At 63.0% G+C, this 25,272-nt stretch carries 21 protein-coding genes; 8 read left to right on the forward strand and 13 right to left on the reverse strand.

All coding sequences use genetic code 11. From position 1 onward, the window contains the following. Positions 1-13: 13 nt before the first annotated feature. Entirely contained in the window at positions 14-2,386 is a 2,373-nt protein-coding gene (locus B5526_RS02440; RefSeq protein ID WP_079544634.1) for a xanthine dehydrogenase family protein molybdopterin-binding subunit, read from the forward strand. 136 nt (positions 2,387-2,522) lie between these two features. Here the strand turns inward: B5526_RS02440 and B5526_RS02445 are convergent, their stop codons facing one another. Next, a complete protein-coding gene (locus B5526_RS02445; RefSeq protein ID WP_079536584.1) occupies positions 2,523-3,323 on the reverse strand; it encodes a hypothetical protein in 801 nt (266 codons plus the stop codon). A 168-nt stretch (positions 3,324-3,491) separates the two neighbouring features. On the opposite strand from B5526_RS02445, the gene B5526_RS02450 reads away from it, so the two are divergent. Genes B5526_RS02450 through B5526_RS02460 form a run of 3 tightly spaced genes read left to right on the forward strand, consistent with a single transcriptional unit; the run spans position 3,492 to position 6,895 of the window. Beyond that, on the forward strand, positions 3,492-3,989 hold the full coding sequence (locus B5526_RS02450) for a YaiI/YqxD family protein (RefSeq protein WP_079536586.1): 498 nt from the start codon (positions 3,492-3,494) through the stop codon (positions 3,987-3,989). An 8-nt stretch (positions 3,990-3,997) separates the two neighbouring features. Further along, a complete protein-coding gene (locus tag B5526_RS02455; RefSeq protein WP_079536588.1) occupies positions 3,998-5,809 on the forward strand; it encodes an ABC-F family ATP-binding cassette domain-containing protein in 1,812 nt (603 codons plus the stop codon). A gap of 3 nt (positions 5,810-5,812) precedes the next feature. Then, positions 5,813-6,895, forward strand: coding sequence for a D-TA family PLP-dependent enzyme (locus B5526_RS02460; protein WP_079536589.1), 1,083 nt, complete (start codon positions 5,813-5,815; stop codon positions 6,893-6,895). A 44-nt stretch (positions 6,896-6,939) separates the two neighbouring features. On the opposite strand, the gene B5526_RS02465 is transcribed toward B5526_RS02460, so the two are convergent. The 9 genes from B5526_RS02465 to B5526_RS02505 all read right to left on the reverse strand — a co-directional run bounded on the left by B5526_RS02465 (position 6,940) and on the right by B5526_RS02505 (position 17,218). Next, a complete protein-coding gene (locus B5526_RS02465; protein WP_283807596.1) occupies positions 6,940-8,199 on the reverse strand; it encodes an NAD(P)/FAD-dependent oxidoreductase in 1,260 nt (419 codons plus the stop codon). A gap of 144 nt (positions 8,200-8,343) precedes the next feature. Further along, positions 8,344-9,261, reverse strand: a complete 918-nt coding sequence (locus B5526_RS02470; protein WP_079536593.1) for an SDR family NAD(P)-dependent oxidoreductase — start codon at positions 9,259-9,261, stop codon at positions 8,344-8,346. A 208-nt stretch (positions 9,262-9,469) separates the two neighbouring features. After that, the gene (locus B5526_RS02475; RefSeq protein WP_079536596.1) at positions 9,470-9,949 is read right to left on the reverse strand and encodes a MaoC family dehydratase; all 480 of its coding nucleotides are present in this window, start codon (positions 9,947-9,949) and stop codon (positions 9,470-9,472) included. A 4-nt stretch (positions 9,950-9,953) separates the two neighbouring features. Beyond that, positions 9,954-11,690, reverse strand: a complete 1,737-nt coding sequence (locus B5526_RS02480) for an AMP-binding protein (protein ID WP_079544635.1) — start codon at positions 11,688-11,690, stop codon at positions 9,954-9,956. A 10-nt stretch (positions 11,691-11,700) separates the two neighbouring features. Beyond that, on the reverse strand, positions 11,701-12,588 hold the full coding sequence (mmsB, locus tag B5526_RS02485; protein ID WP_079536597.1) for a 3-hydroxyisobutyrate dehydrogenase: 888 nt from the start codon (positions 12,586-12,588) through the stop codon (positions 11,701-11,703). Between the two features lie 23 nt (positions 12,589-12,611). Continuing rightward, positions 12,612-13,691 (reverse strand): enoyl-CoA hydratase/isomerase family protein, encoded by a 1,080-nt coding sequence (locus B5526_RS02490; protein WP_079536599.1) that lies wholly within the window; start codon positions 13,689-13,691, stop codon positions 12,612-12,614. After that, positions 13,688-14,833, reverse strand: coding sequence for an isobutyryl-CoA dehydrogenase (locus B5526_RS02495; protein WP_079536600.1), 1,146 nt, complete (start codon positions 14,831-14,833; stop codon positions 13,688-13,690). The genes B5526_RS02490 and B5526_RS02495 overlap by 4 nt, the downstream gene beginning before the upstream one ends. Before the next feature lie 40 nt (positions 14,834-14,873). Further along, positions 14,874-16,370 carry a CoA-acylating methylmalonate-semialdehyde dehydrogenase gene (locus B5526_RS02500; RefSeq protein WP_079536602.1) on the reverse strand — a complete coding sequence of 499 codons (1,497 nt, stop codon included), beginning with the start codon at positions 16,368-16,370 and terminating at the stop codon, positions 14,874-14,876. Between the two features lie 164 nt (positions 16,371-16,534). Next, the gene (locus B5526_RS02505) at positions 16,535-17,218 is read right to left on the reverse strand and encodes a TetR/AcrR family transcriptional regulator (protein ID WP_079536603.1); all 684 of its coding nucleotides are present in this window, start codon (positions 17,216-17,218) and stop codon (positions 16,535-16,537) included. A 222-nt stretch (positions 17,219-17,440) separates the two neighbouring features. Here B5526_RS02505 and B5526_RS02510 point away from each other — a divergent pair, with 222 nt between their 5' ends. The 3 genes from B5526_RS02510 (at position 17,441) to B5526_RS02520 (ending at position 21,195) form a co-directional block, all read left to right on the forward strand. Continuing rightward, positions 17,441-18,211 (forward strand): enoyl-CoA hydratase, encoded by a 771-nt coding sequence (locus B5526_RS02510; RefSeq protein ID WP_079536605.1) that lies wholly within the window; start codon positions 17,441-17,443, stop codon positions 18,209-18,211. Between the two features lie 303 nt (positions 18,212-18,514). After that, positions 18,515-19,711 (forward strand): acetyl-CoA C-acyltransferase, encoded by a 1,197-nt coding sequence (locus tag B5526_RS02515; protein WP_079536606.1) that lies wholly within the window; start codon positions 18,515-18,517, stop codon positions 19,709-19,711. A 200-nt stretch (positions 19,712-19,911) separates the two neighbouring features. Then, positions 19,912-21,195, forward strand: a complete 1,284-nt coding sequence (locus B5526_RS02520; RefSeq protein WP_079536608.1) for an MFS transporter — start codon at positions 19,912-19,914, stop codon at positions 21,193-21,195. 31 nt (positions 21,196-21,226) lie between these two features. Here B5526_RS02520 and B5526_RS02525 read toward each other — a convergent pair whose 3' ends face one another. From B5526_RS02525 to B5526_RS02535, 3 genes are all read right to left on the reverse strand, one after another. Next, complete coding sequence (locus tag B5526_RS02525) at positions 21,227-22,219, reverse strand: DUF805 domain-containing protein (RefSeq protein ID WP_172841951.1); 993 nt, start codon at positions 22,217-22,219, stop codon at positions 21,227-21,229. A 179-nt stretch (positions 22,220-22,398) separates the two neighbouring features. Next, positions 22,399-23,958, reverse strand: a complete 1,560-nt coding sequence (locus B5526_RS02530) for an acyl-CoA carboxylase subunit beta (RefSeq protein ID WP_079536612.1) — start codon at positions 23,956-23,958, stop codon at positions 22,399-22,401. Next, a complete protein-coding gene (locus B5526_RS02535; protein ID WP_079536613.1) occupies positions 23,888-24,862 on the reverse strand; it encodes an IclR family transcriptional regulator in 975 nt (324 codons plus the stop codon). Before B5526_RS02535 ends, B5526_RS02530 begins: the two co-directional genes overlap by 71 nt. Before the next feature lie 157 nt (positions 24,863-25,019). Between B5526_RS02535 and B5526_RS02540 the strand changes: the two genes are divergently transcribed. Continuing rightward, positions 25,020-25,241 carry an acetyl-CoA carboxylase biotin carboxyl carrier protein subunit gene (locus B5526_RS02540; RefSeq protein ID WP_079536615.1) on the forward strand — a complete coding sequence of 74 codons (222 nt, stop codon included), beginning with the start codon at positions 25,020-25,022 and terminating at the stop codon, positions 25,239-25,241. Positions 25,242-25,272: the final 31 nt, after the last annotated feature.

Below are 25,272 nucleotides of genomic sequence, written 5' to 3' on the forward strand. Positions count from 1 at the left end.
CAAGGATTTTCCGATGCAAGACCACACGTCTCCGTCCTCGCTGGAGAACGCTATCGCAGTGCAAAAATACGGTGTCGGACAGCCGGTCCGCCGCAAGGAGGACGACACGCTGGTGCGCGGCAAGGGCAAATACACCGACGATTTCAATTTGCCGGGCCAGGCCTACGCCTGGATCGTGCGCTCCAGCCACGCCCACGGCATCATCCGCGGCATCGACACATCCGCCGCCAGGGCGATGCCGGGCGTGCTCGGCGTCTGGACCGGAACCGATCTCGTAGCCGCGGGCTACGGCCCCTTCACCTGCGGCCTTCCTTTAAAGAGCCGCGACGGCTCGCCTTTGCTGCAGACCAACCGCACCGCGCTGATGACCGACAAGGTGCGTTATGTCGGCGATCCCATCGCCTTCGTGGTCGCCGAGACGCTGGCGCAGGCGCGCGATGCCGGCGAAGCGGTGGAGGTCGATATCGATCCCCTGCCCGCCGTTACCGATCCTGAGGAGGCAACAAAGCCGGGCGCGCCGCAGCTCTATGATCACATCCCCAACAACGTCGCGCTCGACTATCACTATGGCGAAGCCGAAAAGGTCGAAGCTGCGTTTGCCGGCGCCGCGCATGTGACAAAGCTCGACATCGTCAACACCCGCGTCGCCGTGGTGGCGATGGAGCCGCGCGCGGCGCTTGCTTCTTACGACAAAGCGAGCGAGCGCTACACCATCCAGGTGCCGACGCAGGGCGTCGCCGGCAACCGGCAGAATCTCGCGAAAAACATCCTGAAAGTTCCGAACGAGAAGGTTCATCTGCTGACCGCCAATGTCGGCGGCTCGTTCGGCATGAAGAACATCAACTATCCCGAATATGTCTGCATCCTGCATGCGGCGAAGTTGCTCGGCCGGCCGGTCAAATGGACCGACGAGCGCTCGACCAGCTTTTTGTCAGACAGCCATGGCCGGGCGCAGAAGATCCATTGTGAGCTGGCGCTCGACGCGGAAGGAAAATTTTTGGCGGTAAAAGTTTCCGGCTACGGCAATCTCGGCGCCTATATCACTGGCGTCGCGCCAAGCCCGTTGTCGCTCAATGTCGGCAAGAATCTCGCCAGCGTCTATCGCACGCCCTTGATGAGCGTCGACATCAAGACGGTGTTGACCAACACCACGCTGATGGGCGCCTATCGCGGCGCCGGACGGCCCGAGGCGAATTATTTCATGGAGCGGCTGATCGACCGCGCCGCCGACGAGATGGGCATCAACCGGCTGACGCTGCGCAAGCGCAATTTTATAAAACCGCAGCAGATGCCGTTCGCGGCGTCTTCCGGCGTCACCTATGACAGCGGCGATTTCCAGGGCGTGTTCAACAAGGCGCTGGAAATTTCCGATCACGCCAATTTTGCCAGGCGCAAGAAGGAGAGCCGCAAGAACGGCAAGCTGCGCGGCATCGCGATCGGCTCCTATCTCGAGGTCACCGCGCCTCCCGGCGTCGAGCTCGGCAAGATCGTGTTCGAGGCTGACGGTGCAGTGCGGCTGATTACCGGCACGCTCGATTACGGCCAGGGCCACGCGACGCCGTTCGCGCAGGTGCTGTGCGCGCAACTCGGCGTGCCCTTCGAGAGCGTAAAGCTCGAACAGGGCGACAGCGACGTCGTGCATACCGGCAACGGCACCGGCGGCTCGCGCTCGATCACGGCAAGCGGCATGGCGATCGTCGAAGCCTCGAAGATCGTCATCGAGAAGGGCAAGCGCGCGGCCGCGCATCTGATGGAAGCCGCCGAAGCCGACATCGAATTCGGCAATGGCCGTTTTGTCATCGCCGGCACCGACCGCTCGATCGACATCATCGAGCTGGCGAAAAGGATGCGCGAAGGCAAGATGCCCGACGGCGTGCCGTCCTCGCTCGACGTCGACCATACCTCCGAGCCCGTGCCCTCGACCTTCCCCAATGGCTGCCATGTCGCCGAAGTCGAGGTCGATCCCGACACCGGCATCGTGAAGATCGTGCGCTATACCGGCGTCAATGATTTTGGCACCATCGTCAATCCGATGCTGGTCGCAGGCCAACTGCATGGCGGCGTAGCCCAAGGCATTGGCCAGGCGCTGATGGAATGCGTCAGCTATGACAGTAGCGGCCAGCCGATCACCGGTTCCTTCATGGACTACGCGTTGCCTCGCGCGGAGGACATCCCGTTGATGGAGGTCGGCGATCATCCGGTGCCGGCAAAATCCAATCCGCTGGGCACCAAAGGCTGCGGCGAAGCCGGCTGCGCCGGCAGCCTCTCCACCATCGTCAACGCGGTGGTCGACGCGCTCTCCGACTACGGCATTGCACATATCGATATGCCGCTGACGCCGGAGCGGGTGTGGCGGGCGATCGAGGATGCGAAGAAGGTGGCGTGAGGCGCGGCGCGTCGCCCAACAACAACTGTCATCGCCCGGCTTGACCGGGCGACCCAGTATTCCAGAGACGCCGGTGATGAATCGAGAAGCCGCGGCGTACTGGATCCCCCGCTTTCGCGGGGGATGACGATCGGGGCTACGCCGCGGCCTGCTCGCGCGGCTGGTAGATCGCGATGTGCTGGCAATGCGCCAGGGGCGTGCGGCCGTTGGCGACGACGAGCGCATCTAGCTCGACGAAGCGGTGACCTTTCTTCTCGTAATTGCCGGTGACCTTCGCGCGCGCGGTCAGCTCATCGCCGCTTTTCGCGGCGGAAAGAAGCTGCATCCGGCTGCCAACGTGAATCCATGGGCCAAGGATCGCGTTGTCGACCAGCACCTTGTTCATCACCCGCTGCAGCAGGCCGGGATGGCCGAGGCCTTCGCGCGCGTAAATCGGATCGCGCTCGCGGACGTCGGTCAGATATTCGGTTGCGGCTTCGCCCGCCCAGGCGCGCGGCACGGTGCCGAGCCACTTGCCGGGTTCGTAGGATGTCGCATCGACCGGCTTGCGCTCGTTCACCGCGGCGGTTTTGACATACTCCGAAATCGAGAACGACGGTGCCGAGGCGGGAAGCGATGCGCTGCCGGTCGCACAGAGCTGGCCGCGGCTTTCGACTTCGATCGAGAGGATGCCGTCGCTCTCCTCGCCGCTGACATTGGCGACCTCGCCGTCATAAACCGGTTTTACAAAACGCGCCTCGATCAGCCCGCGCTCGAGAAAGGCGCGGCCCCACCGCTTGACTGGTAAATGCATCATATAGGCCATCACATCGACGCCCGGCACCAATCCGCCGGAAAAGCCGAACCGCTTTGCCACGGTGTCGTCGTGCATCTTGTTTTCGGACAGTTTTGCGGTGTTGTAGGCTGATACGCGGTAGGCTTCGAGCCGGCTGGTCATGCCCAATTTCCCCGATTTTTGGGAGCTTTTACGGCTCATGATCGTAAGCAAAGAATGGGCCGTGGCAAGCGTGTTCCGATCGCTGTTTCCCTCGCAATTCCTTATCCGATGGGGTACCACCCGCCCCAGGGAGCGCCGGCTTGCGCTGACTGCCAAAACCTTCAACCGATGACGCCTGACTTGAACCCCACCCGCATCTATGTCGACGCCGACGCCTGCCCGGTCAAAGACGAAATCTATCGCGTTGCGGCCCGCCACGGCCTGCCCGTCAGCGTGGTCGCAGGCCAATTCATTCGCGTGCCGCAGGACCCGCTGATCGAGCGGATCGCGGCGGGTTCCGGGATGGATGCCGCCGACGACTGGATCGCGGAGCGCGCCGGCACGGGCGATATCGTCATTACATCTGATATTCCGCTCGCGAGCCGCTGCGTCAAAGCAGGCTGCGAGGTGATCGCGCCGAACGGCAAGCCGTTCACCGAACAATCGATCGGGATGACGCTCGCGGTTCGCAATTTAATGACGGATTTGCGTTCGTCTGGCGAAGTCACCGGCGGTCCGAAATCCTTTGCGCCGCGCGACCGCGCGACGTTCCTGTCGGCGCTCGACCAGACCATCCGCCGCATCCAGCGCCAGCGCGCCACGCCATCCGCGCAGAACCAGAGTTGATACGAATCATGGCGCCTCCGCTGATCCAGTTGAAAGACATCACGCTGACCTTTGGCGGCACGCCGCTATTGTCGGGCGTCGAACTGTCAGTGTCGCAATCCAAACGCGTCTGCCTGATCGGCCGCAACGGCTCCGGCAAATCGACGCTCCTGAAGATCGCGGCCGGCCTGGTCGAGCCCGACAGCGGCAGCCGTTTTGTTCAGCCTGGTGCTACCATCCGCTATCTGCCGCAGGAGCCGGATTTTGCCGGTTTTGCCACCACGCTTGCCTATGTCGAGGCCGGCCTCGGTCCCGGCGACGACCATTATCAGGCCCGCTATGTGCTGGAGCAGCTCGGCCTGCACGGCGATGAAGACCCCGCGCATCTGTCCGGTGGCGAAGGCCGCCGCGCGGCGCTGGCGCGGGTGCTGGCGCCCTCGCCCGATATTCTGCTGCTCGACGAGCCCACCAACCATCTCGACCTCACTACCATCGAATGGCTGGAGAGCGAACTCGACAGCCGCCGCTCAGCGCTCGTCATCATCAGCCATGACCGCCGCTTTCTCTCCAATCTCTCGCGCTCAACCGCCTGGCTCGACCGCGGCCAGATCAGGCAGATCGACCGCGGATTTTCCGCGTTCGAGGCCTGGCGCGACGAGGTGCTGGCAGAAGAAGAGCGCGAGCAGCACAAGCTCGACCGCAGAATCGTCAACGAGGAACACTGGCTGCGCTACGGCGTTTCCGGCCGCCGCAAGCGCAATGTCAAGCGGCTCGGCAATCTCTATGAGCTGCGCCAGCAGCGGCGCGATTATCGCGGCGCTGCGGGGAATGCCAATCTTGCCGCTGCGGAGGCGGACAAATCCGGCAAGCTCGTCATTGAGGCCAAGAACATCGTCCGGACTTATGGCGATCGCAAAATCGTCGACGGTTTTTCCATTCGCGTGCAGCGCGGCGACCGCATCGGCATTGTCGGGCCGAACGGTGTCGGCAAGACCACCTTGATCGAGATGCTGACCGGCGCGAGCCCGCCGGACAGCGGCACCATCCGGTTAGGCGCCAATATCGAAATGGCGACGCTCGACCAGCATCGCGAAAGCCTCGACCCGAAATCGACTCTCGCTGAGGCTCTGACCGGCGGCCGCGGCGATCATGTCATGGTCGGCGGCAAGCCAAAACATGTCGTCAGCTACATGAAGGACTTTCTGTTCGCCCAGGAGCAGATGCGCACGCCGCTCGAAGTACTCTCCGGCGGCGAGCGCGGCCGGCTGATGCTGGCGCGCGCGCTGGCAAAACCCTCCAACCTGTTGGTGCTGGACGAACCGACCAACGATCTCGATCTGGAGACGCTCGACGTGCTGGAGGAAATGCTCGGCGACTACGAGGGCACGGTGATCCTGATCAGCCATGACCGCGATTTCCTCGATCGCGTGGTGACCTCGGTGATCGCGCCGGAAGGCGATGGCCGCTGGATCGAATATGCCGGCGGCTATACCGACATGCTGGCGCAGCGCGGCGCGGATTTGAAGCGCGAGGCGGCGAAGGCTGCCGCGGTGGAGCGCGAAAAGAACGCGGCGAACGGCGCGCCTACGGGCGCGCCAAAGCGCCGGCTCAATTTCAACGAAAAGCACGCGCTGGAAACGCTGCCGAAGACAATTGCAAAGTTGCAGGCCGAAATCGCAAAACAGCAGCGGCATCTTGACGATCCCGATCTGTTCAAGAAGGATCGCAAGAAGTTCGACCAAGCCTCTGATGCACTTACAAAAACGCAAAAGGACTTGCAGGAGGCCGAAGACAAGTGGCTAGAACTTGAAGTTTTACGTGAAGAGATCGAGCAGGCCTGACCCATGACCACACCCCTTGCCGCCAAAATCGCCCGCGAATACGGGACGCCGGTTGCCGTCATCGACATGGACCGGGTCGAGCGCAACATCGCACGTGTCCAGGCGGCGTGCGATGCCGCCGGCGTCGCCAACCGCCCGCACATCAAGACCCACAAGAGCCCGTGGCTTGCAAAGCTGCAGGTCGCCGCCGGCGCGCGCGGCATCACCTGCCAGAAACTCGGCGAGGCCGAGGTGATGGCGGATGCCGGCATCGACGACATCCTGATCAGCTACAATCTGATCGGCGAGGAAAAGATGGCCCGCCTCGGCGCGCTGCAGGCAAAAGCCAACATGACGGTCGCCGCCGATAATTCGACGGTCATCGCCGGCTTGCCGCAGGCAGCCAGCGTTTCCGGCCGTCCGCTGTCGGTCGTTGTCGAATGCGACACCGGCCGCAAGCGCGCGGGGGTGGAAACACCGGCGGAAGCGATCGCGCTGGCGCGTGAGATCGCGGCCTCGAAGGGATTAACGTTCGCCGGTTTCATGCTCTATCCGACCGAGACCGGGTGGACTGAGGCACAAAAATTTTTCGACGAAGCGCTGGCGGGCGTCCGTACGCACGGGCTCGATGCCGCGATGGTCTCTACCGGCGGCACGCCGAACCTGAAGAACGTCGGAAAGCTCAAGGGCGCCACCGAGCATCGGCCCGGCACCTATATTTACAACGACCGGATGCAGGTCGCGGCCGGCGTCGCGAGCTGGGACGATTGCGCCTTGAACATTTATTCGACCGTGGTCAGCCGTGCCGGCCCCGATCGCGGCATTCTGGACGCCGGCTCGAAGACGCTGACGTCGGACACCGGCGGCGGGCTCGACGGCCACGGGCTGATCCTCGAACATCCCGAAGCAAAGATCGCGCGCTTTGCCGAGGAGCATGGCTTTCTCGATCTTGCCCGCAGCAACACCCGCCCCAATGTCGGTGACGTCGTGCGCATTGTGCCCAACCACGTCTGCGTCGTCGTCAACATGATGGACGAGGTGGTGATGGTGCGCGGTGAGGAGATCATCGGCACGCTGCCGGTGGCGGCACGGGGGAAGTTGAGGTAGGCGAATGGTGAGTGGCGAGTGGCGAATAGAGGAATTTCCTTTCGCTATTCGCTATTCGCCATTCGCTTCTTCAGCCATTGCAACACCCCCCGCCCCGCCGCCGCGCCGGTGGCGAACGAGGCCTGCAGCAGATAGCCGCCGGTCGGGGCTTCCCAATCCAGCATTTCGCCGGCGGCAAAAATGCCGGGCAAGCGGCGGATCATGAAGTCGGGGTCGAGCTCGTCGAACGATATACCGCCCGCGGTCGAGATCGCGCGCGCGATCGGGGCGGTACCATTGAGCGTTATCGGCACGGCGTTGATCAATGCGGCGAGATATTCGGATGACAATGACGACAACTGCACACCGGTCCGCATCGCCGCTTCCTGTAACAGGCCAATGCCGACGGGCGAAAGCTGCGCGGCCTTGCGCAGCCAGTTCGAAACGGATTGCTTACCGCGCGGCGCCGACAACCGCGCGATTAGGTCGCCCGTTTCGAGGTCGGGCCGCAAGCCGAGGCGCAGGGGCGCCTGCCCTGAGCTCGAGACGGCCTCGCGCAAGTCGGCCGACAGTGCATAGATCGCGCCGCCCTCGATGCCTGTCCGGGTGATGATGGCCTCACCGCGCACGCGGTGCGAACCGAACGACAGCGTCACGCCCTTGAGCGGCTGGCCCTCGAAGCGGTCGCGAAAAATGTCGGACCAGGCGACCGTGAAGCCGCAGTTCGCGGGCCGGAGCCGCGAGATTTTGACCCCTTTCGCGGGAAGTATCTCTGCCCAGGTGCCATCGGACCCAAGCCGCGGCCAGCTCGCGCCGCCGAGCGCCAGCACGGTCGCGGTGACATTGACGCCGCGTTGCCCGTTGGGCGTTTGGAACAACAAATGGCCACTCTCGTCCCAGCCGATCCAGCGGTGACGCAACTTCAATTGCACACCCATCGAGTCCAGCCGACGTAACCATGCGCGCAGCAATGGCGAGGCCTTGAAGCTTTGCGGAAACACCCGGCCGCTGGAGCCGACGAAGGTCGGCTGCCCCAGCGCTTCGCTCCATGCGCGCAAGGCATCCGGCGGGAAGGCTTCGATCGCGGCGGAAAGCTTCGGCATCGCTTCGCGGTAGCGGGTGAGAAATTGGGGCAACGGCTCGCTGTGCGTCAGGTTGAGCCCGCCACGTCCGGCCATCAGGAATTTGCGGCCGGCGGACGCCATCGCGTCGTAGACGGTGACCGTGGCGCCTCCTTGCGCCAGAACCTCGGCCGCCATTAGCCCCGCGGGGCCGGCGCCGATGATGGTGACTTGGGGTTGGGGTTTCGTCGTCGCGGCGGGCAAGGAGAATCCCTCTCAGCATAAAGACCCTCATCCTGAGGAGCGGCGACTTCGCCGCGTCTCGAAGGATGGCCGCATCGGGGCCTCATGGTTCGAGACGCGCGAAGACGCGCTCCTCACCATGAGGTCACCACCGTGCGTGCCGCGCTATAGCTTAATCCCCGCCCGCGCCGCGGCCTGGCCGACGTATTTCTGCGTCTGCTGGAATGCGCCTTCCAGCGCTTTTGCCTTCGACATGTCGCTGATCTCCGCGAAATGCGCGGCGACGGCGTCGGGCGTCCATTCCGACGGCGGCAGATTGATGCCCTCCGTCTCCATGATCTTGATCACCGCGAACGAGCCGGCGCCGGCGCCCATGATGGTGCGGGTCGGCGCGTCTTCGCCGAGCAGATAGAGCACCGCGGGCGTGATCGCTTCCGGCTTCATCAGGGTGAGCGCCTGCGGCGGTAAAAGTTCTTCCGTCATTCGCGTCGCCGCGGTCGGCGAAATGGTGTTGACGCGGATGTTGTTCTTGCGGCCTTCTTCCGCCAGCACGTTCATCAATCCGACCATACCGGATTTCGCAGCACCATAATTGGCCTGGCCGAAATTGCCGAACAGGCCCGAGGATGAGGTGGTGATGACGATGCGACCGTAATTGCGCTCGCGCATGCCGTCCCATACCGCCTTGCAGCAATAAAACGTGCCGGTGAGATGCACATCGAGCACTTTCGCAAAATCGGCGATCTCCATCTTGCCGAACGATTTGTCGCGCAAGATGCCGGCATTGGCAACGAGCAGGTCGACGCTGCCCCACTCCTTGGTGGCGCGTTCCACCATCGCCCTGACCTGCTCGAAATTCGAGACATCGGCGCCGTCGGCCATCGCCACGCCGCCGGTTTTTCGGATTTCCTCGACCACGGATTCGGCTGGCGTCAGCGACCCGCCGGTGCCGTCGCGGGCGCCGCCGAAATCATTGACCACGACCTTGGCGCCGCGGCTCGCCAGCCCCAGCGCATGCGCCCGTCCGAGGCCATTGCCCGCGCCGGTTACGATAGCGACGCGTCCGTCAAACCTGATTGTCATGCGTAGGATTCCTGATTTCTTCTTCGTGATGATTTATCGGGTCAAGCCTGGTTACACAGACCGTCATCGCCCGGCTTGACCGGGCGATCCAGTATTCCAGAGACGCCAGAGATAGAAACGAGAAGCCGCAGCGTACTGGATACCCCGCCTACGCGGGGTATGACGACTAGTATTGTGGACAGAGTGCGCACCATATGTGAGCTTGGGCTCAAGCAAAATAGATCAGGCCGATCCAGTCGGCGACCAGCGCGGGTTTTTCCTCGCCCTCGATCTCGACGGTCACATTGGTGCGCGACAGCAGCTCCGTTGGCTTGCGCAATTTTGCCTCGGCCAGCGTAAAGCGGCCTCGAACGCGCGAGCCCGACCGCACCGGCGAAATAAAACGCAATTTGTCAAAACCGTAGTTGACGCCCATGGTGGTGCCCTGGATCACCGGCATCACCTCATAGGACATGATGCTCATCAGCGACATCGTCAAAAATCCATGAGCGACCGTGGTGCCGAACGCGGTTTCGCGCTTGGCCCGCTCGGGATCGACATGGATGAATTGATGATCCTCGATCACGTCGGCATAGACGTTGATGCGGTTCTGATCGACAAGATGCCATGACGACACGCCGACTTCGTGCCCGACCATGCTCTGATAGGCCTCAAGCGAAATCGGCGGCTTCTTCCAGACTTCATTCATTTTATCAGTTCTCCGCCGATCCCGCCGGCCGCACCTTTTGCAATTCCGGAAATTCCTCTTCGCGGAACTCCTGGCCGCGCAGCGCGTCGCTCCGATCATTATCATGTTCCAGCCGGCGCAGCTGCACGCGGCGGATTTTGCCCGAAATCGTCTTCGGCAATTCGGTCACCAGCTCGATCTTGCGGATGCGCTTGAAGGGCGCGAGCCGCGTGTGCAGGTGCCGGAAGATCGACAGCGCGGTGTCGCTCGAGCGCGCCGCGCCCGCTACCAGCAGCACATAGGCTTTTGGAATTGCAAGACGGATCGGATCGGGACTCGGAATGACGGCGGCTTCCGCCACCAATTCATGTTCGAGCAAGATGCTCTCGAGCTCGAACGGGCTGATCCGGTAGTCGGATGATTTGAACACGTCATCCGAGCGCCCGACGAAAGTGAGAAAACCTTCGTCGTCGGCGAACACCACGTCGCCGCTGCGATAGAGAGCGCCGTCGGCGCCGCTCAATTTGCCGTCGTCGCCCTGATAGCCCTGCATCAGGCCCGCGGGCCGCTCCGCACCGAGCACCAGCGTCACTTCGCCCTCTTTTGTGACGTGCCCGTCGACATCGGTGATCTGCACGCGGTAGCCGGGCAGCGGCCGGCCCATCGATCCGACTTTGACCTTTTGCCCCGGCGAATTGCCGGCAAGCGCGGTGGTTTCGGTCTGGCCGTAGCCATCGCGGATCGTCAATCTCCAGGCGGCGCGGACCTGATCGATCACTTCGGGATTGAGCGGCTCGCCGGCGCCGCACACTTCGCGCAAGGAGACCTTGAAGTCGGCAAGTTTTTCCTGGATGAACAGCCGCCACACCGTCGGCGGCGCGCACAACGTCGTGACGCCGCAGCGGCCGATGGTCGCCAACAATCCCTTGGCATCAAACCGCGGCTGGTTGACCACGAAGACGGCGGCGCCGGCGTTCCAGGGCGCGAAGAAACAGCTCCAGGCGTGCTTGGCCCAGCCTGGCGAGGAAATGTTCAGGTGGATATCGCCGGGCTGCAGCCCGAGCCAGAACATCGTCGACAAGCCGCCGACGGGATAGCTGCGCTGGCTGTGCCGCACCAGTTTCGGTTTTGCCGTCGTGCCGGACGTGAAATACAGCAGCATCGGATCATCGGCGTTGGTCGGCCCGTCCGGGTTGAAGGTTTGCGGAAAATCCGCGACCTGTTCGTAAGCGAGCCAGCCCTCTTGCTTTAAGGTCGCACCGACCACGATGCGAATGAGCTGATCGCCGCCAAGGCCTGAAAATTTTGCGACCTGGTCCTGTGTCGCCACCACCACTTTGGCGCGACCGCGGTCGAGCCGGTCGCGCAGCTCATCCGGGGTCAACAATGTGGTCGCCGGGATCACCACGACGCCAAGCTTCATCGCCGCCAGCATGGTCTCCCACAACGGCACGACATTGCCGAGCAGCAGCAACAGATGATCACCGCGCTTCAGCCCCTGCGCGTGGAGGAAGTTTGCGACCTGGTTGGAACGGCGCGACAGCGCCTCGAACGACAGTTTTGTCTCTTTGTTGCTGCCGGCATCGACGATCCACAGCGCCGGGCGATCCCTGCTTTCGGTTGCGCGCGCGAGCTCCGCGTCGAACCAGTCCAGCGCCCAGTTGAACGGCGCAGGATCGGGCCAGCGAAATCCCTTCACCGCTGCATCGTAATCGCTGCGGTGCTTGAGCAGGAACGCGCGGGCTTCCTGGAAGGTCGTCATGAACAGCCTGTCATCTTCCGGCGAGGCCGCGGACGTGCCGGATGATGCCCGAAAAATCCACCCCGCCATTTCCTGCCGCGTCGAACGCCTTGTAAATCTCCTGCGCATGCTTGCCCAGCGGCGTCGCAGCCCCTGCGGCCTGCGCCGCATCCTGCGCCAGCGTGAGGTCCTTGACCATCAGCGCCGATGCAAAGCCGGGCTTGTAATCATTATTCGCGGGCGAGGTCGGCACCGGGCCCGGCACCGGACAATAAGATGTCAGCGACCAGCATTGGCCCGACGAGGTCGAGGCGACGTCGAACAATGCCTTGTGCGACAGCCCGAGTTTTTCGGCGAGCGCAAAGGCCTCGCTGACCGCGATCATCGAGATGCCCAAGATCATGTTGTTGCAGATTTTCGCCGCCTGCCCCGCGCCGGCGCCGCCGCAATGCACAATCTTCTTGCCCATGTTTTCCAGCACCGGCTTTGCCGCCGCGAACGCCTTGTCGTCGCCACCGCACATGAACGTCAGCGTCGCACCCTTGGCGCCGCCGGTGCCGCCGGACACCGGCGCATCGATCGAGTTGACCCCGTGCTTCGCCGCCAGCGCGTGCGCCGCTTTCGCGCTTTCGACATCGATGGTCGAGCAATCGATGATCAGCCTCCCCTTGGTCATCGACGGAATGATGTCGGTCCACACCGACAACACGTGCTTGCCGGCGGGCAGCATGGTGACGACGACATCAGCGCCCTTGACCGAGCCGACCGCACTGTCGGCGATCCCCGCACCATCCGCCTTGGCCTGATCGCGCGAAGCCGCCACCAGATCGAACGCGGTCACCTTGTGGCCGGCCTTGACCAGATTGGCCGCCATCGGCCCGCCCATATTGCCGAGCCCGATGAAAGCGATGTTTGCCATGTTTTCCTCCGCTTGGGGCGTTTCTATTTTGTTGGGTCGAATTTCAGTTCGTCGGCGCCGATCTCCGCGAAGTATGGCGCCAGCATCTCCGGCGTCACGCCCTCGACGGCGGGCGGCGACCACCGGGGATTGCGGTCCTTGTCGATGACCGCCGCGCGCACGCCTTCGCGAAAATCGTCGCTTCGAAAAACTTCCAGCGCCGCACGATATTCCCGCACCAGGCACTCTTCCAGCGAGGACGAGGTGCGCGCTAGCCGCAGCAGTTTTAAGGTGACCACCATGCCGCGCGGCGATTTTTCACCCAGGGTCTTCAGGGTTGCCTGCGCCAACTCTGAACCATCCCGGCGCAGCGCCGCGACGATATCCTGCATCTGGTCGTAGGCAAACCAGCGGTCGATTTGCGGCTGGTTGGCGGCCACGGGTCCCGATGTCTCACCGGTCGCGAAGGCTTCGATCGCGGCTTTTACGTCCGCGGAATTTGCACCCGCGCGAAGGTTGATGAGCGTCTCGCGCAAGGCGGCAAGCTTGCCGGAGGGCACGACCGCGTCCGCAAAGCGCGCATGGATCGCGTCGGGACCGTTCATGGTCTGGCCGGTCAATCCAAAATACGTGCCGATCTCACCGGGCGCGCGCGACAGCAAAAAGGTGCCGCCGACATCGGGAAAGAAGCCGAGCCCGACTTCCGGCATTGCGAGTTTTGTCTTTTCCGTCACCACCCGATGGCGGCCATGCGCCGAAAGCCCGACGCCGCCACCCATCACGATGCCGTCCATAAAGGCCACATAGGGTTTTGCGAACTTGGCGATGCGGGCGTTGAGAATGTACTCCTCGCGCCACAGGATCTTGCCGAGGTCGCCGTTGACCTTCGAACTCTCATACAGCGACCGGATGTCGCCGCCGGCGCACAGGCCACGCTCGCCGGCGCCTTCCAGCAGGATCAGGCCGACCGCGGGATCAGCCTCGAACTGGTCGAGCGCCTTCTCGATGTCGCGAAACATCTCGAGCGTGACCGCATTGATCGCTTTCGGCCGGTTGAGACGGATGACGCCCACCGCGCCCTCGCGCCGCGCGATCAGATCGGGTTCGCTGAGCGGCGCGTTCATCGGGCGCTCTCGATCAATTTGCGCGAAACGATCAATCGCATGATCTCGTTGGTGCCTTCGAGGATCTGGTGCACGCGGAGATCACGCACGATCTTTTCGATGCCGTATTCACTGAGGTAACCGTAACCGCCGTGCAGTTGCAGCGCCTGGTTGGCGACCTCAAACCCGACATCGGTCCCGAAGCGTTTGGCCATCGCGCACAGCATCGTCGCATCCGCATCCTTGCGGTCGAGCGCGGCGGCCGCGCGCCAGACGAACGTCCGCGCCGCCTCCAGTTCCGTTGCCATGTCGGCAATGCGGAACTGCAACGCCTGGAATTCGTCGAGGCGTTTTCCGAAGGCTTTTCTCTCCTTCATATAGGCGAGCGACTTGTCCAGCGCTGATTGCGCGCCGCCGAGCGAACAGGCCGCGATATTGATGCGGCCGCCGTCGAGGCCGGCCATCGCGATCTTGAAGCCGATGCCCTCCTCGCCCAAACGATTGGCGACCGGCACGCGCGCATTCTCAAAGATCACCGCGCGGGTCGGCTGCGCGTTCCAGCCCATCTTGCGTTCATTGGCGCCGAACGAGAGTCCGGGCGTGTCGCCCTCCACCACGAGCGTCGAGATGCCGCCGGGGCCGTCGGCGCCGGTCCGCACCATCACGACATAGAGATCGCCCTTGCCGGCACCGGAGATGAACTGCTTTTGGCCGTTGAGGACGTAATGGTCGCCGTCGCGGACCGCACGGGTGCGCAGCGCCGCCGCATCCGATCCGGAGCCAGGCTCGGTCAGGCAATAGCTTGCCAATAATTCCATGGTGCAGAGCTTTGGCAGGAATTTTTTGCGCTGGCTGTCGTTGCCGAAGGCATCGATCATCCACGAGGCCATGTTGTGGATCGAGATAAAGGCCGACACCGTCGGACAGCCCAGCGCCAAGGCCTCGAAGATCAGCGCCGCGTCAAACCGCGTCAGCGCGGAGCCGCCGACATCGTCGCGGATATAGATGCCGCCGATGCCGAGTTTTGCCGCCTCGCGCATCACATCGACCGGAAAATGTTTTTCCTCGTCCCAGCGGATCGCGTGCGGCGCGATTTTCTCCGCGGCAAATTCCCGCGCCATGTCGCGAACCGCAATCTGGTCCTCGTTGAGAGCGAATTGCATTCTAGCGGTCCGCGCCTGTTTCTAAGAGATCATGCGCCGATCAATTCATGGTCGGGATCGAAAACTCCGCGCCTTCCTTGACGCCCGAGGGCCAGCGCGCGGTTACCGTCTTGGTCTTGGTGTAGAAGCGGATCGAATCCGGCCCGTGCTGGTTGAGATCGCCGAAACCGGATTTCTTCCAGCCGCCAAACGTGTAATAGGCGATCGGCACCGGGATCGGCACGTTGATGCCGACCATGCCGACATTGACCTTGGCGGCGAAGTCCCTTGCGGCGTCGCCGTCGCGGGTGAAGATTGCGACCCCATTGCCGTAATCATGATCCGACGGCAGGCTCAGCGCCTCCTTGTAGTCGTGCGCGCGCACCACTGACAGCACCGGACCAAAGATCTCTTCCTTGTAGATGCGCATGTCCTTTGTCACGTTGTCGAACAGGCACCCACCCATATAAAAGCCGTTCTCGTAGCCCTGCATCTTGAAGCTACGGCCGTCGACCGCAAGCGTTGCGCCTTCCTTGATGCCGATATCGACGTAGTTCTTGACACGGTTGAGCGCATCCCGCGTCACCAGCGGACCGTAGTCGGCGGAAGGATCGATCGAGGTGCCGATCTTCAAGCTCTCCACACGGGGAATTAGCTTCTCCATCAGCCGGTCGGCGGTGGTCTTGCCGACGGGGACCGCGACCGAGATCGCCATGCAGCGCTCGCCGGCCGAGCCGTAGCCGGCGCCGATCAGGGCATCGACGGTCTGGTCCATATCGGCGTCCGGCATCACGATGGCGTGGTTCTTGGCGCCGCCAAAGCATTGCGCGCGTTTTCCGGATGCCGCGGCGCGCTCATAGATATATTGCGCGATCGGCGAAGAGCCGACGAAGCCGACGGCGCGGATATCCGGGTCGTCGAGGATGGCGTCGACCGCTTCCTTGTCGCCGTTGACGACGTTGAGAATGCCGGGCGGCAGGCCGGCCTCGATCATCAGTTTTGCGAGTTCCATCGGGACGCCCGGATCGCGCTCCGACGGTTTTAAGACGAACGCGTTGCCGCAGGCGATCGCGGGCGCGAATTTCCACATCGGGATCATCGCCGGGAAATTGAACGGGGTGATGCCGGCGACGACGCCGAGAGGTTGCCGCAGCGAATAGATGTCGATGCCAGGGCCAGCGCCTTCGGTATATTCGCCCTTCAGCAGATGCGGAATGCCGCAGGCGAATTCGACCACTTCCAGGCCGCGCTGAATGTCGCCTTTGGCGTCGGGAACCGTCTTGCCATGCTCGCGCGCCAGGAGATCGGCGAGCTTGTCGTAGTCGCGCTGCGCCAGTTCGAGGAATTTCATCATCACCCGCGCCCGGCGCTGCGGATTGGTGGCGCCCCACTCCGGCTGAGCGGCCTTCGCGTTTTCGACCGCGGCGCGAAGTTCGGCCTTGGAAGCCAGCGCCACCTGGGCCTGGACGTCGCCGGTCATCGGCTCAAACACGTCCGCGAACCGTCCCGAGGTGCCCTTGACCTCGCGGCCACCGATAAAATGTCCGATTGTGCGCATGCGTTCCTCCAATACCTCTGTGAATGCAGGTTTGGCGGCATCTTGCAGTCTTTGCGGCGTTTGGAAAGGGTTTCCGCGCGCACCGCATTTGCGAAAATGCGGGCTGAGGGGTGCGTTTTCGCCCGCTTAAGACCAATGTCGCATGCGACCGGCGCAGGAACGGATCAGTGCCGCGCTGGCGCAGTGGCTCTCTTGGCTGAGGATTGCTTGGCTGAGGATTGCTTGGCCGAAAATTGCCTTGCCACGGGTTTCTTGGCCGGCCGCCTCCGGGACGCGGCACGGTTGAGCGCGGCCTCGCGCCCGGCGCCGAGAATCTCGTCCGAAAGCTCGCCATTGCCGGCGATACGGGCCAGCACGATCGTACCCATCATAGTCGCAACCGCAGCCATCGCCTGCCTGCGCGCGGCCTTGCGCGGAACATCGGGAATCTGGTCGGCGAACATATCGACCATCTGTTCGAGCTTGGCCGCGAAGGCTTTCCGGGTTTTCGGGCTCTCGCGGGCGATTTCGGCGCCCAGCGTCGGGACAGCGCAGCCGTGGCCGGGATCGTCGCGGTGGACCGGCGTCAGGTAGGCGTCCACGATCATCGCGAACCGCTTGTTCGGCGGCACCTGTTCGGCGAGCTTGCGCCAGTGCTCCCGGCCTCGATCCATCGCATAGGCAAACGCCTCGACCACCAGCGCTTCCCGCGAATCGAAATGAGCATAGAAGCCGCCATGGGTGAGGCCGGCGTCCTTCATCAGGTCGGCAACGCCGATGCCGTGCGCACCCTTTTCGCGAAGCCGCACCGAGGCTTTCTTCACGATCCGCGCGTGGGTTTCGAGCTTGTGTTCCCTGGAGTAGCGCATTGATTGTCCCATAAGATGTTTGCAGTCATATAATAGCAGTCCTTATCTCAAAAAGCTCCAATTTATTCCCGTTTTCGCGACCGGCGGAGAGGTTTATTTCGCAACCGCGATATCGAACGCATCCCGCGGAGCCCAAACGCCCTGCCCTTGACAAGACGGCGCGTTGCCCCGGAAGTGGCACGATCCGCCCGCCGGGGCGCACGCACCGACTGCGAGACCTCCATGCAAACGCTCAATCCTCATTGCGGCGTCGATCGCGACCCGCGCGGCGTCGTCCGCCTGACGATCACGAACGCCGGTTCGCTCAATATTCTGGGATCGGCCGTGATCAACGCCGTCCGCGAGGGCCTGGAGCTTCTCGCCAAAGACCGGCAGATTCGCGTGCTGATTCTCGCCGGCCAGAGCGAGAAGAGCATGATCGGCGGCGCCGACATCAAGGAAATGGCAAAACTCGATCAGGGTTCCGCGGAGAAGTTCATCACGGGTTTGCGCGACCTCTGCGAGGCGGTGCGGGCGTTTCCCGGACCGGTGATCGCGCGGATGCCGGGCTGGTGCCTCGGCGGCGGCCTCGAGGTCGCAGCCGCCTGCGACTTCCGGATTGCCGCGCACGACGCCAAATTCGGCATGCCCGAGGTCAGGGTCGGGATCCCCAGCGTGATCCATGCCGCGCTGCTGCCGCGGTTGGTCGGCTGGGGCCGCGCCCGCTGGCTGGTGATGACGGCCGAGAATATCGACGCGCCGACCGCGCTGGCCTGGGGATTGGTCGACGTGGTGGCGGCGGAAGGCGGGCTCGATGCCGCGGTCGAAAAGACCGTCGCGGCGCTACTGGAATGCGGCCCCGAGGCGCTGCGTTCGCAGAAGGCGCTGCTGCGGCAATGGGAAGAACTGCCGCTGAAGGAATCCGTCGATCTCAGCATCGGCGTGTTCGGAAAATCGTTCCTGAACGAGGAGCCGCACCGGCTGATGCGGGCCTTTGTCGAGCGGAAGCGGTAGGGCCGAGCAGCCGAGCCGAGCTGTCATCGTCCGCCAACGGGTCGGCGCAAAACGCCGCCCGATGACAGGCTCCGGCGGACGATCCAGTAAGCACAGCCGTCTCGATTCCCACAAACTTCACGGCGTACTGGATCATCCGCCTTCGCGGATGATGACAGTTGTGGTTGTTGGACCCTCACGGGGCAGTCACCTCACGACAATTTATGCCCTCCCCAGCGTTGCAAATCCGGCGGCGCATCATATGATGAATGTCATGCAAATAATACCGCGCTCCACCAAGCGCGACATTGAGGAGCCCCCGCCATGGCCGCCGCTTCCGATCCCGTCGTCATCGTTTCCGCCGCCCGCACGCCGCTCGGCCGGTTCATGGGCGATCTCTCGCCGTTTTCCGCGCATAAACTCGGTTCCCATGTGATCGGCGCCGCGCTCGAGCGGGCAAAGCTTGCGCCGGAGCGGATCGACGAAGTGTTCATGGGCAACGTGCTGCCCGCAGGCCAGGGCCAGGCCCCGGCGCGGCAGGCCGCGCGTGGCGCCAAATTGCCGGACGCCACGGGAGCTACCACCATCAACAAGGTCTGCGGCTCCGGCATGAAGGCCACCATGCTGGCGCATGACATCATCAATGCCGGCTCCGCCGAGATTGTCGTGTCCGGCGGTATGGAGAGCATGACCAACGCGCCCTATCTTTTGGCGAAAGCGCGAAGCGGCTATCGCGCCGGGCATGACCGGATCATCGACCACATGGTGATGGACGGGCTGGAAGACGCCTATGAGGTCGGCCGCTCGATGGGCGATTTCGGCGAAGCGACCGCGGAAGCCTATCAGTTCACCCGCGCCGACCAGGACGCTTACGCCATGGAAACGCTGACCCGCGCGCGCAAGGCGGTGGAGGGCGGCGCGTTCAAGGCCGAAATCGTGCCGTTGACGGTGACCGAAAAGGCCGGTCCGCGGACCATCGGCAGCGACGAGATTCCCCTAAAAGTCGATCCCGCGAAGATTCCGGGATTGAAACCGGCGTTCCGCCCCAACGGTACAATCACGCCGGCCGCCTCCTCGGCCAATGCCGACGGCGCAGCGGCGCTGATTCTCACAAAACGATCGCTCGCCGATCGCGAGGGGTTGCCGACGCTGGCCGTGATCAAGGGTCACGCCACCCACAGCCAGGAACCGCAATGGTTCACCACCGCGCCGATCCCGGCCATTCGAAAGCTGCTGGACAAGGTCGGCTGGAGCGTCGGCGATGTCGATCTGTTCGAGATCAACGAGGCGTTCGCGGTGGTGGCGATGGCGGCGCAGCGCGACCTCGGAATCCCCAGAGACAAACTGAACATCAATGGCGGCGCCTGCGCGCTCGGCCATCCCATCGGCGCGACGGGAGCACGCCTGATCGTGACGCTGCTGCATGCGATGGAAGCGCAGAATTTGAAGCGCGGCGTCGCCGCGCTCTGCATCGGCGGCGGCGAGGCCACCGCGGTTGCGGTGGAGCGCATCTCGCACTAGAGCATGATCCGAAAAAGTGGAAACCGGTTTTCCGAAAAGATCCTGCTCAAACAAAAGGATAGCGCTAGAGCCTGATTCAACTCAGTTGAATCAGGCTCTAGCGCTACGGCCATGTCCTAAAACGAGGGAAGTGCGGCATTTATGTCGCGCGGCCGTTACGTTAGGATGTGCAACCTTCCAGATAAGTTTTCAGGGGCTCAATGATCTCGAATTGGCTGTCGGCCGCGCTTGCCCGCCGCAATATTCATTACGGCTGGGTGATGGTCGGCGTGACCTTCTTCACCGCGCTGATCTCGGCCGGCACGGTGGGCGCGCCCGGCGTGTTCATCGTGCCGCTGCAACATGAATTCGGCTGGACCACGGCGGAAATTTCCTCCGCGCTGTCGATCCGTTTCATTCTGTTCGGACTGATGGCGCCGTTTGCCGCGGCGCTGCTCAACCGCTACGGCCTGCGCAATGTGACGCTCGCGGCCTTGCTGGTGGTGGTCTCCGGCCTCGTGGCCTCGCTGGCGATGACAAAGGTCTGGCACCTGATGCTGCTGTGGGGCGTGGTGATCGGCATCGGCACCGGCATGACCGCGCTGGTATTGGGCGCAACCATCGCCACGCGCTGGTTCGTGGCGCGGCGCGGATTGGTGGTCGGCATTCTCACCGCCAGCGTCGCGACGGGCCAGCTCGTCTTCCTGCCGCTGCTGGCAACGCTGACGGATCGCTACGGCTGGCGGATCGCGCTGGGACTGGTATGCCTGATGCTGGGCGTCGCGGCATTCGCCGTGCTGATGATCATGCGTGATCGCCCGAGCGACCTCGGTTTGCGGCCGTTCGGCGATAAAGGCACGGAGCCGCTGCCGGCGCCGCCTCCCAACAACGCCCCGATCATGGCGGCGGCACTGGGCACCTTGCGCGACGCCTCGAAGTCACAGGTGTTCTGGATCCTGTTCGCGACTTTCTTCATCTGCGGCGCCTCAACCAACGGCCTGGTCCAGGTGCATCTGATTCCGATGTGCCTCGATTTCGGCATTCCGCAGGTTCAGGCCGCGAGCCTGCTCGCCGCCATGGGCATTTTCGATTTCTTCGGCACCATCGTCTCGGGCTGGCTGTCGGATCGTTACGACAACAGGTATCTGCTGTTCTGGTATTACGGCCTGCGCGGGCTGTCGCTATTGTTCCTGCCCTTCACCAACTTCTCGTTTTATGGGCTGTCACTGTTTGCGATGTTCTACGGCCTCGACTGGATCGCCACCGTGCCGCCGACGGTGCGGCTCACCGCGCAACGCTTCGGGCCCGAGCGCGCCAATCTGGTGTTCGGCTGGATCTTTGCCGGCCACCAGCTCGGCGCAGCCACCGCAGCGTTCGGTGCCGGCCTGTCACGAACCTTGCTTGCGAGCTATCTGCCGGCCTTCTTCGCCGCTGGCGCGTTATGCATCGTTGCCGCGTTGATCGTGCTGGCGATCTCGCGGCAGGTGAAGCCGGTCACAGCGTAAGCATGTAGTCCAAGGCGCTTACCTCGCAATTTTAGGCCGAGGAAGGACTGAGATCGGGCGGGTTGACCGATAGCCCATAGGTATTGTCGAGGTCGCTGCCGCGCTTCGAGAGAAGCCAGATAAGCAGGATCAGGCACCCAAGGCCTTGCACGATTGAAAGCGCGGTAAACGGATTAATGAGGAGGGAAGCCAGCATCAGCGGGTTCGCCAGAAAGGTGAGAGTGAGCACTGACGGCAGGCCGAACGGGAACAGGATGATCCACCAACCTTTTTGGTTTAGATCGTGAAGGCGCCTGATGGTCGACGCCGTCACGAACATCATCACAAACCCGGTCAGCAGCGCGCTTGCCAAGGCTGCCGCGCCCGCAAGCATCGATATGGATATGGATTGTGCACCAGGCCGAGCGAGTCCACGTATCGGACTAAATATGCCGAGAACTCCGATGATGATCATCTGGCCAAGGACGATTGCCAATATCAGCCCAAGGGAGATTGACAAATGAAGGAGGAAGGTTTGGCGGCCGAGCCGGCCTTCGCAGGTGGTGGCAAAATGCGCAAATCTCAGAATTTTTTTGGGGCTGTGCTCAAGGTAATCTCCGCTTGGAAGAACAGCCAACAATGCTCCGAACGCCATTTCAAACCAGAATGGCAGCCCTGTGACGGGCGAGGTCGTAGGCAATGGCCATACGCCCAGAGACGCGCTCGCGATTCCGAACGCGAACAGCATCTGGAGCGGGCCGATCGGGAAAAGCAGAAGCCATACGCCGGAGAGACCGAGTTCACGTAGGCGTCGCCGGGCAAAGAACACGAGGGGTCCGCCCATGACGAGCAAACCGATCCCGAGCAGTAACGGACGCAATAGCGCGCGCACGATCGCCATCGCGGGGTCCATGCCTGCGGCGTAGGCCATTGTAATCGTGCCTGCAATGAAAGGCAGGACGACAATCGCTGCGGATGAGATGATAAGCGCGGCGAGATAAGGAAGCCGGCCAGTGCGGCCTTGCCACAGATCCAAGAATTTCATCGGCGTTTCCTGAGACATCACGACCGCTGGAGAGGGTCGGAGTTTCCGATAAGCTGATCGCAGGCTATGCCTCATTCCATTGCAAAAGCGTAAAGGCTGCAACACTGCGCGGCCACTCGCTAATGTTGTCGACCTGCGCGCAAGGCTAAATTAAGCTTGATGGAAACGCGCTCGGGCGCCTAAGGCCTGATCGTCATATTGGTCGCCGGCCCCGGCGTGCGCAGCGGTTCGGCGAGGCGCGCAAATTCGCACAACAACGAGCGGGTCTTGCGCGGGTCGATGATTTCCTCGACCCAGAATTTTTCGGCCGAGCGGAACGGCGAGCGCAATTTGTTGAGGCGGTCCTCGATCTCCTTCAGCTTCGCCGCGGGATCGGCGGCGGCGTCGATGTCGGCGCGATAGGCGGCCTCAATGCCGCCTTCGAGCGGCAGCGAGCCCCAATAGGCCGAGGGCCAGGCGTAGCGGATCGAAAAGCGGTCGGCCGGCTGATGCACGACGCCGGCGACGCCGAAGGAATTGCGCACGATGATGGTGCACCAGGGCACCGTGGTCTGGTTGACGGCCGCCATCGCGCGCACGCCGTGGCGGATGGTTGCGGCTTTCTCCGCGTCAAGCCCAATCATAAAACCCGGGCAATCCATCAGATAGACCACCGGCAGATGGAAGGTTTCCGCAAAATCGACCCAGCGCACCACTTTCTGGCAGGCTTCCGCCGTCCATGATCCGCCATAGTGAAAGGGATCGCTGGCGAGCAGCAGCACCGCGCGGCCTTCGAGCCGCGCCAGCCCCACGATCATCGAGCGGCCGAAATTCGAGGCCATTTCGAAGAACGAGCCCTTGTCGACAACGGCATTGATGATGGGGCGCATCTTGTAGACCTGGCGGCGGCTGCGCGGCACCGCCTTCATCAGGGATTCGTCCTCTCGTTCCGGATCGTCGTTGCTCTCAAGCGTCGGCGGCAATTCGTAGACCGAGGACGGCAGATAGGACAGAAAGCGCTTGGCGCGCTCGAACGCTTCCTCTTCGGTCTCGACGGCATCGTCGACGCCGCCGGCGCGGGTCTGGATCTCGGCGCCGCCAAGTTCCTGTTTTGTCAGGTCCTGGCCGAGCCGTTTTACGACCGGCGGACCCGCCACAAACATCGCCGAGTTTTTTGTCATCACCGAATAATGGCTCGCCGCCAGCCTGGCGGCGCCCAAGCCCGCAACCGAGCCGAGGCCTAAGCCTACCACCGGCACGCGGGCCATGTTCGAGGTCGTGTACCAGTACCAGCGCGTGCCGCCGATGCCGCCCGGCAGATTGGCCGCGCCCTTGGTCTCGATGGTCTTCACCGAGCCGCCACCGCCGGAGCCTTCGATCATCCGGATGATCGGCAGCCGAAAATCATGCGCCATCTCCTCGGCCATCAAAGGCTTTGCCGAGATCGAGGCGTCCGCGGAGCCGCCGCGCACGGTGAAATCATCCCCGACCACGACCACGGTGCGGCCGTCGATCTTGCCGCGACCGAACACGCAATTCGCCGGCGTCAGATTCTTGAGTTCGCCGTTCTCGTCATATTCGGCGATGCCGGAAATGGCTCCGATCTCGTGAAAGCTCTTTTGATCGAGCAGTTTGTCGATGCGCTCGCGGACGGTGAGCCGGCCCTGGTCGCGTTGTCGCTTGACCTTGTCAACGCCGCCCATCTCGCGCGCGAACGCTTCGCGCCGAGCGAGGTCGTCGAGCTCCGGCTTCCAGTTCATTCGTATCCTCCGTCTTGATCATCTTGTTATGATGGTTCGGGACCGGAAGCGCCTTTCTCTCCAGCCGATTGTTGAACAGTTCTCCGTCGCCGCCTTCAAGCAGGCTGCCGACCGCGGCGCCCAGGTCCAAAAGCCTTGGCGCGACCTCCTTGTGCAGCCGCTTCTCATCATACATCGCCGAGAGCAGACCGATCGTGACCACGACGAAGGTCTGGTATTGCGGCGACCACAGCGGCACCGCGAGGCCGTTGATGTGCGGGCTCCATAGGCCGCAGGCGACGACATAACCATGCTCGCGCAGGAAGCGGCGGTTGTCCTCGAGACGGGGCCGCAGCAGCTTGGCGGCTTCTGGAGTTTCCCGTTCCATTTCGATGAGCAAGGCATCGCCGACGTCGTCATCGAGGGCCGCCGTATAGGCGTGGCCTGCGGCGGTGCTCGCCATAGCGATGCGGCTGCCGATGGTTTCATGCAGGCCGAGCGCGTTGTCGGCGCGCGCAAACTCCAGATAAACCAGGTGGAAACGATCGGGGATGACAAAACCGACGGTCCCCGGCAATTGCTCGGCGACATCCTGCAATCGCAGCCGGATCAAATTGCGCAACTGCAGGCCCCGCATCATCGAGGTACTCATGGCGACCGCGCTCGGGCCAATACGGTATTTCTGGTCGCGCGGCAGGTAGACGAGCTGGCCCATCCGGGTCAGCGTATGGGTCAGGCGCGACACGGTCGATCGCGGCAGCCCGCAGCGATTGGAGATTTCCAGATTGCCGAGCCGCGCCTCGTGGCCCTCGAAGCAGCGCAACACGTCGAATGCGCGCGATACGACCTGGATGACGTCACCCTCGCCGGCGAGATCGCTGGCGAGCATTCCCTGTTTACTGAGCCGCTCCGAACGTCGTCCCATGTGGCGCCCTGCCGATCATTCCGTCTGGCGGAATAAAATTCCACTTGCAGATCAAGCTACCTCAGGCAATCTGCGGCCACAAGCCGAGGGCGCCCGCCCTTTTATAATGCGCGTATCCCGACCGCGATTGCGTGCAGTGGCTGCCCCGGAGAACGGAATGCCAGACATCAAGATTGTGACCGAAGTGGCCGGGCGGATTTGCGCGCTTCCCGTGGAAGTCGGCGGCAGCGTCGGCGACGGCGACGATATTGCCTTTGTCGAAGCCATGAAGATGGAGATCCCGGTGGCATCGCCCGCGGCCGGCAAGCTCAAATCGATCCTGGTCAGCCTCGATGATGTGGTCGCCGAGGGCCAGGTGCTGGCGATCGTCGAGACCTGAACGCCTCAATTTTGAGGCGCTGCCGCTTCGC

This window comes from Bradyrhizobium lablabi (assembly GCF_900141755.1).
Taxonomy (GTDB): Bacteria; Pseudomonadota; Alphaproteobacteria; order Rhizobiales; family Xanthobacteraceae; genus Bradyrhizobium; species Bradyrhizobium lablabi_A.

Coding starts and splice junctions, on each gene's coding strand:
- B5526_RS02450 (WP_079536586.1), top strand. CDS start 3,492: ATGACGCCTGACTTGAACCCCACCCGCATCTATGTCGACGCCGACGCC.
- B5526_RS02460 (WP_079536589.1), top strand. CDS start 5,813: ATGACCACACCCCTTGCCGCCAAAATCGCCCGCGAATACGGGACGCCG.
- B5526_RS02540 (WP_079536615.1), top strand. CDS start 25,020: ATGCCAGACATCAAGATTGTGACCGAAGTGGCCGGGCGGATTTGCGCG.
- B5526_RS02535 (WP_079536613.1), bottom strand. CDS start 24,862: ATGGGACGACGTTCGGAGCGGCTCAGTAAACAGGGAATGCTCGCCAGC.
- B5526_RS02500 (WP_079536602.1), bottom strand. CDS start 16,370: ATGCGCACAATCGGACATTTTATCGGTGGCCGCGAGGTCAAGGGCACC.
- B5526_RS02470 (WP_079536593.1), bottom strand. CDS start 9,261: ATGACAATCAGGTTTGACGGACGCGTCGCTATCGTAACCGGCGCGGGC.
- B5526_RS02495 (WP_079536600.1), bottom strand. CDS start 14,833: ATGCAATTCGCTCTCAACGAGGACCAGATTGCGGTTCGCGACATGGCG.
- B5526_RS02515 (WP_079536606.1), top strand. CDS start 18,515: ATGGCCGCCGCTTCCGATCCCGTCGTCATCGTTTCCGCCGCCCGCACG.
- B5526_RS02445 (WP_079536584.1), bottom strand. CDS start 3,323: ATGACCAGCCGGCTCGAAGCCTACCGCGTATCAGCCTACAACACCGCA.
- mmsB (WP_079536597.1), bottom strand. CDS start 12,588: ATGGCAAACATCGCTTTCATCGGGCTCGGCAATATGGGCGGGCCGATG.
- B5526_RS02530 (WP_079536612.1), bottom strand. CDS start 23,958: ATGAACTGGAAGCCGGAGCTCGACGACCTCGCTCGGCGCGAAGCGTTC.
- B5526_RS02505 (WP_079536603.1), bottom strand. CDS start 17,218: ATGCGCTACTCCAGGGAACACAAGCTCGAAACCCACGCGCGGATCGTG.
- B5526_RS02475 (WP_079536596.1), bottom strand. CDS start 9,949: ATGAATGAAGTCTGGAAGAAGCCGCCGATTTCGCTTGAGGCCTATCAG.
- B5526_RS02520 (WP_079536608.1), top strand. CDS start 19,912: ATGATCTCGAATTGGCTGTCGGCCGCGCTTGCCCGCCGCAATATTCAT.
- B5526_RS02440 (WP_079544634.1), top strand. CDS start 14: ATGCAAGACCACACGTCTCCGTCCTCGCTGGAGAACGCTATCGCAGTG.
- B5526_RS02455 (WP_079536588.1), top strand. CDS start 3,998: ATGGCGCCTCCGCTGATCCAGTTGAAAGACATCACGCTGACCTTTGGC.
- B5526_RS02510 (WP_079536605.1), top strand. CDS start 17,441: ATGCAAACGCTCAATCCTCATTGCGGCGTCGATCGCGACCCGCGCGGC.
- B5526_RS02480 (WP_079544635.1), bottom strand. CDS start 11,690: ATGACGACCTTCCAGGAAGCCCGCGCGTTCCTGCTCAAGCACCGCAGC.
- B5526_RS02525 (WP_172841951.1), bottom strand. CDS start 22,219: ATGAAATTCTTGGATCTGTGGCAAGGCCGCACTGGCCGGCTTCCTTAT.
- B5526_RS02490 (WP_079536599.1), bottom strand. CDS start 13,691: ATGAACGCGCCGCTCAGCGAACCCGATCTGATCGCGCGGCGCGAGGGC.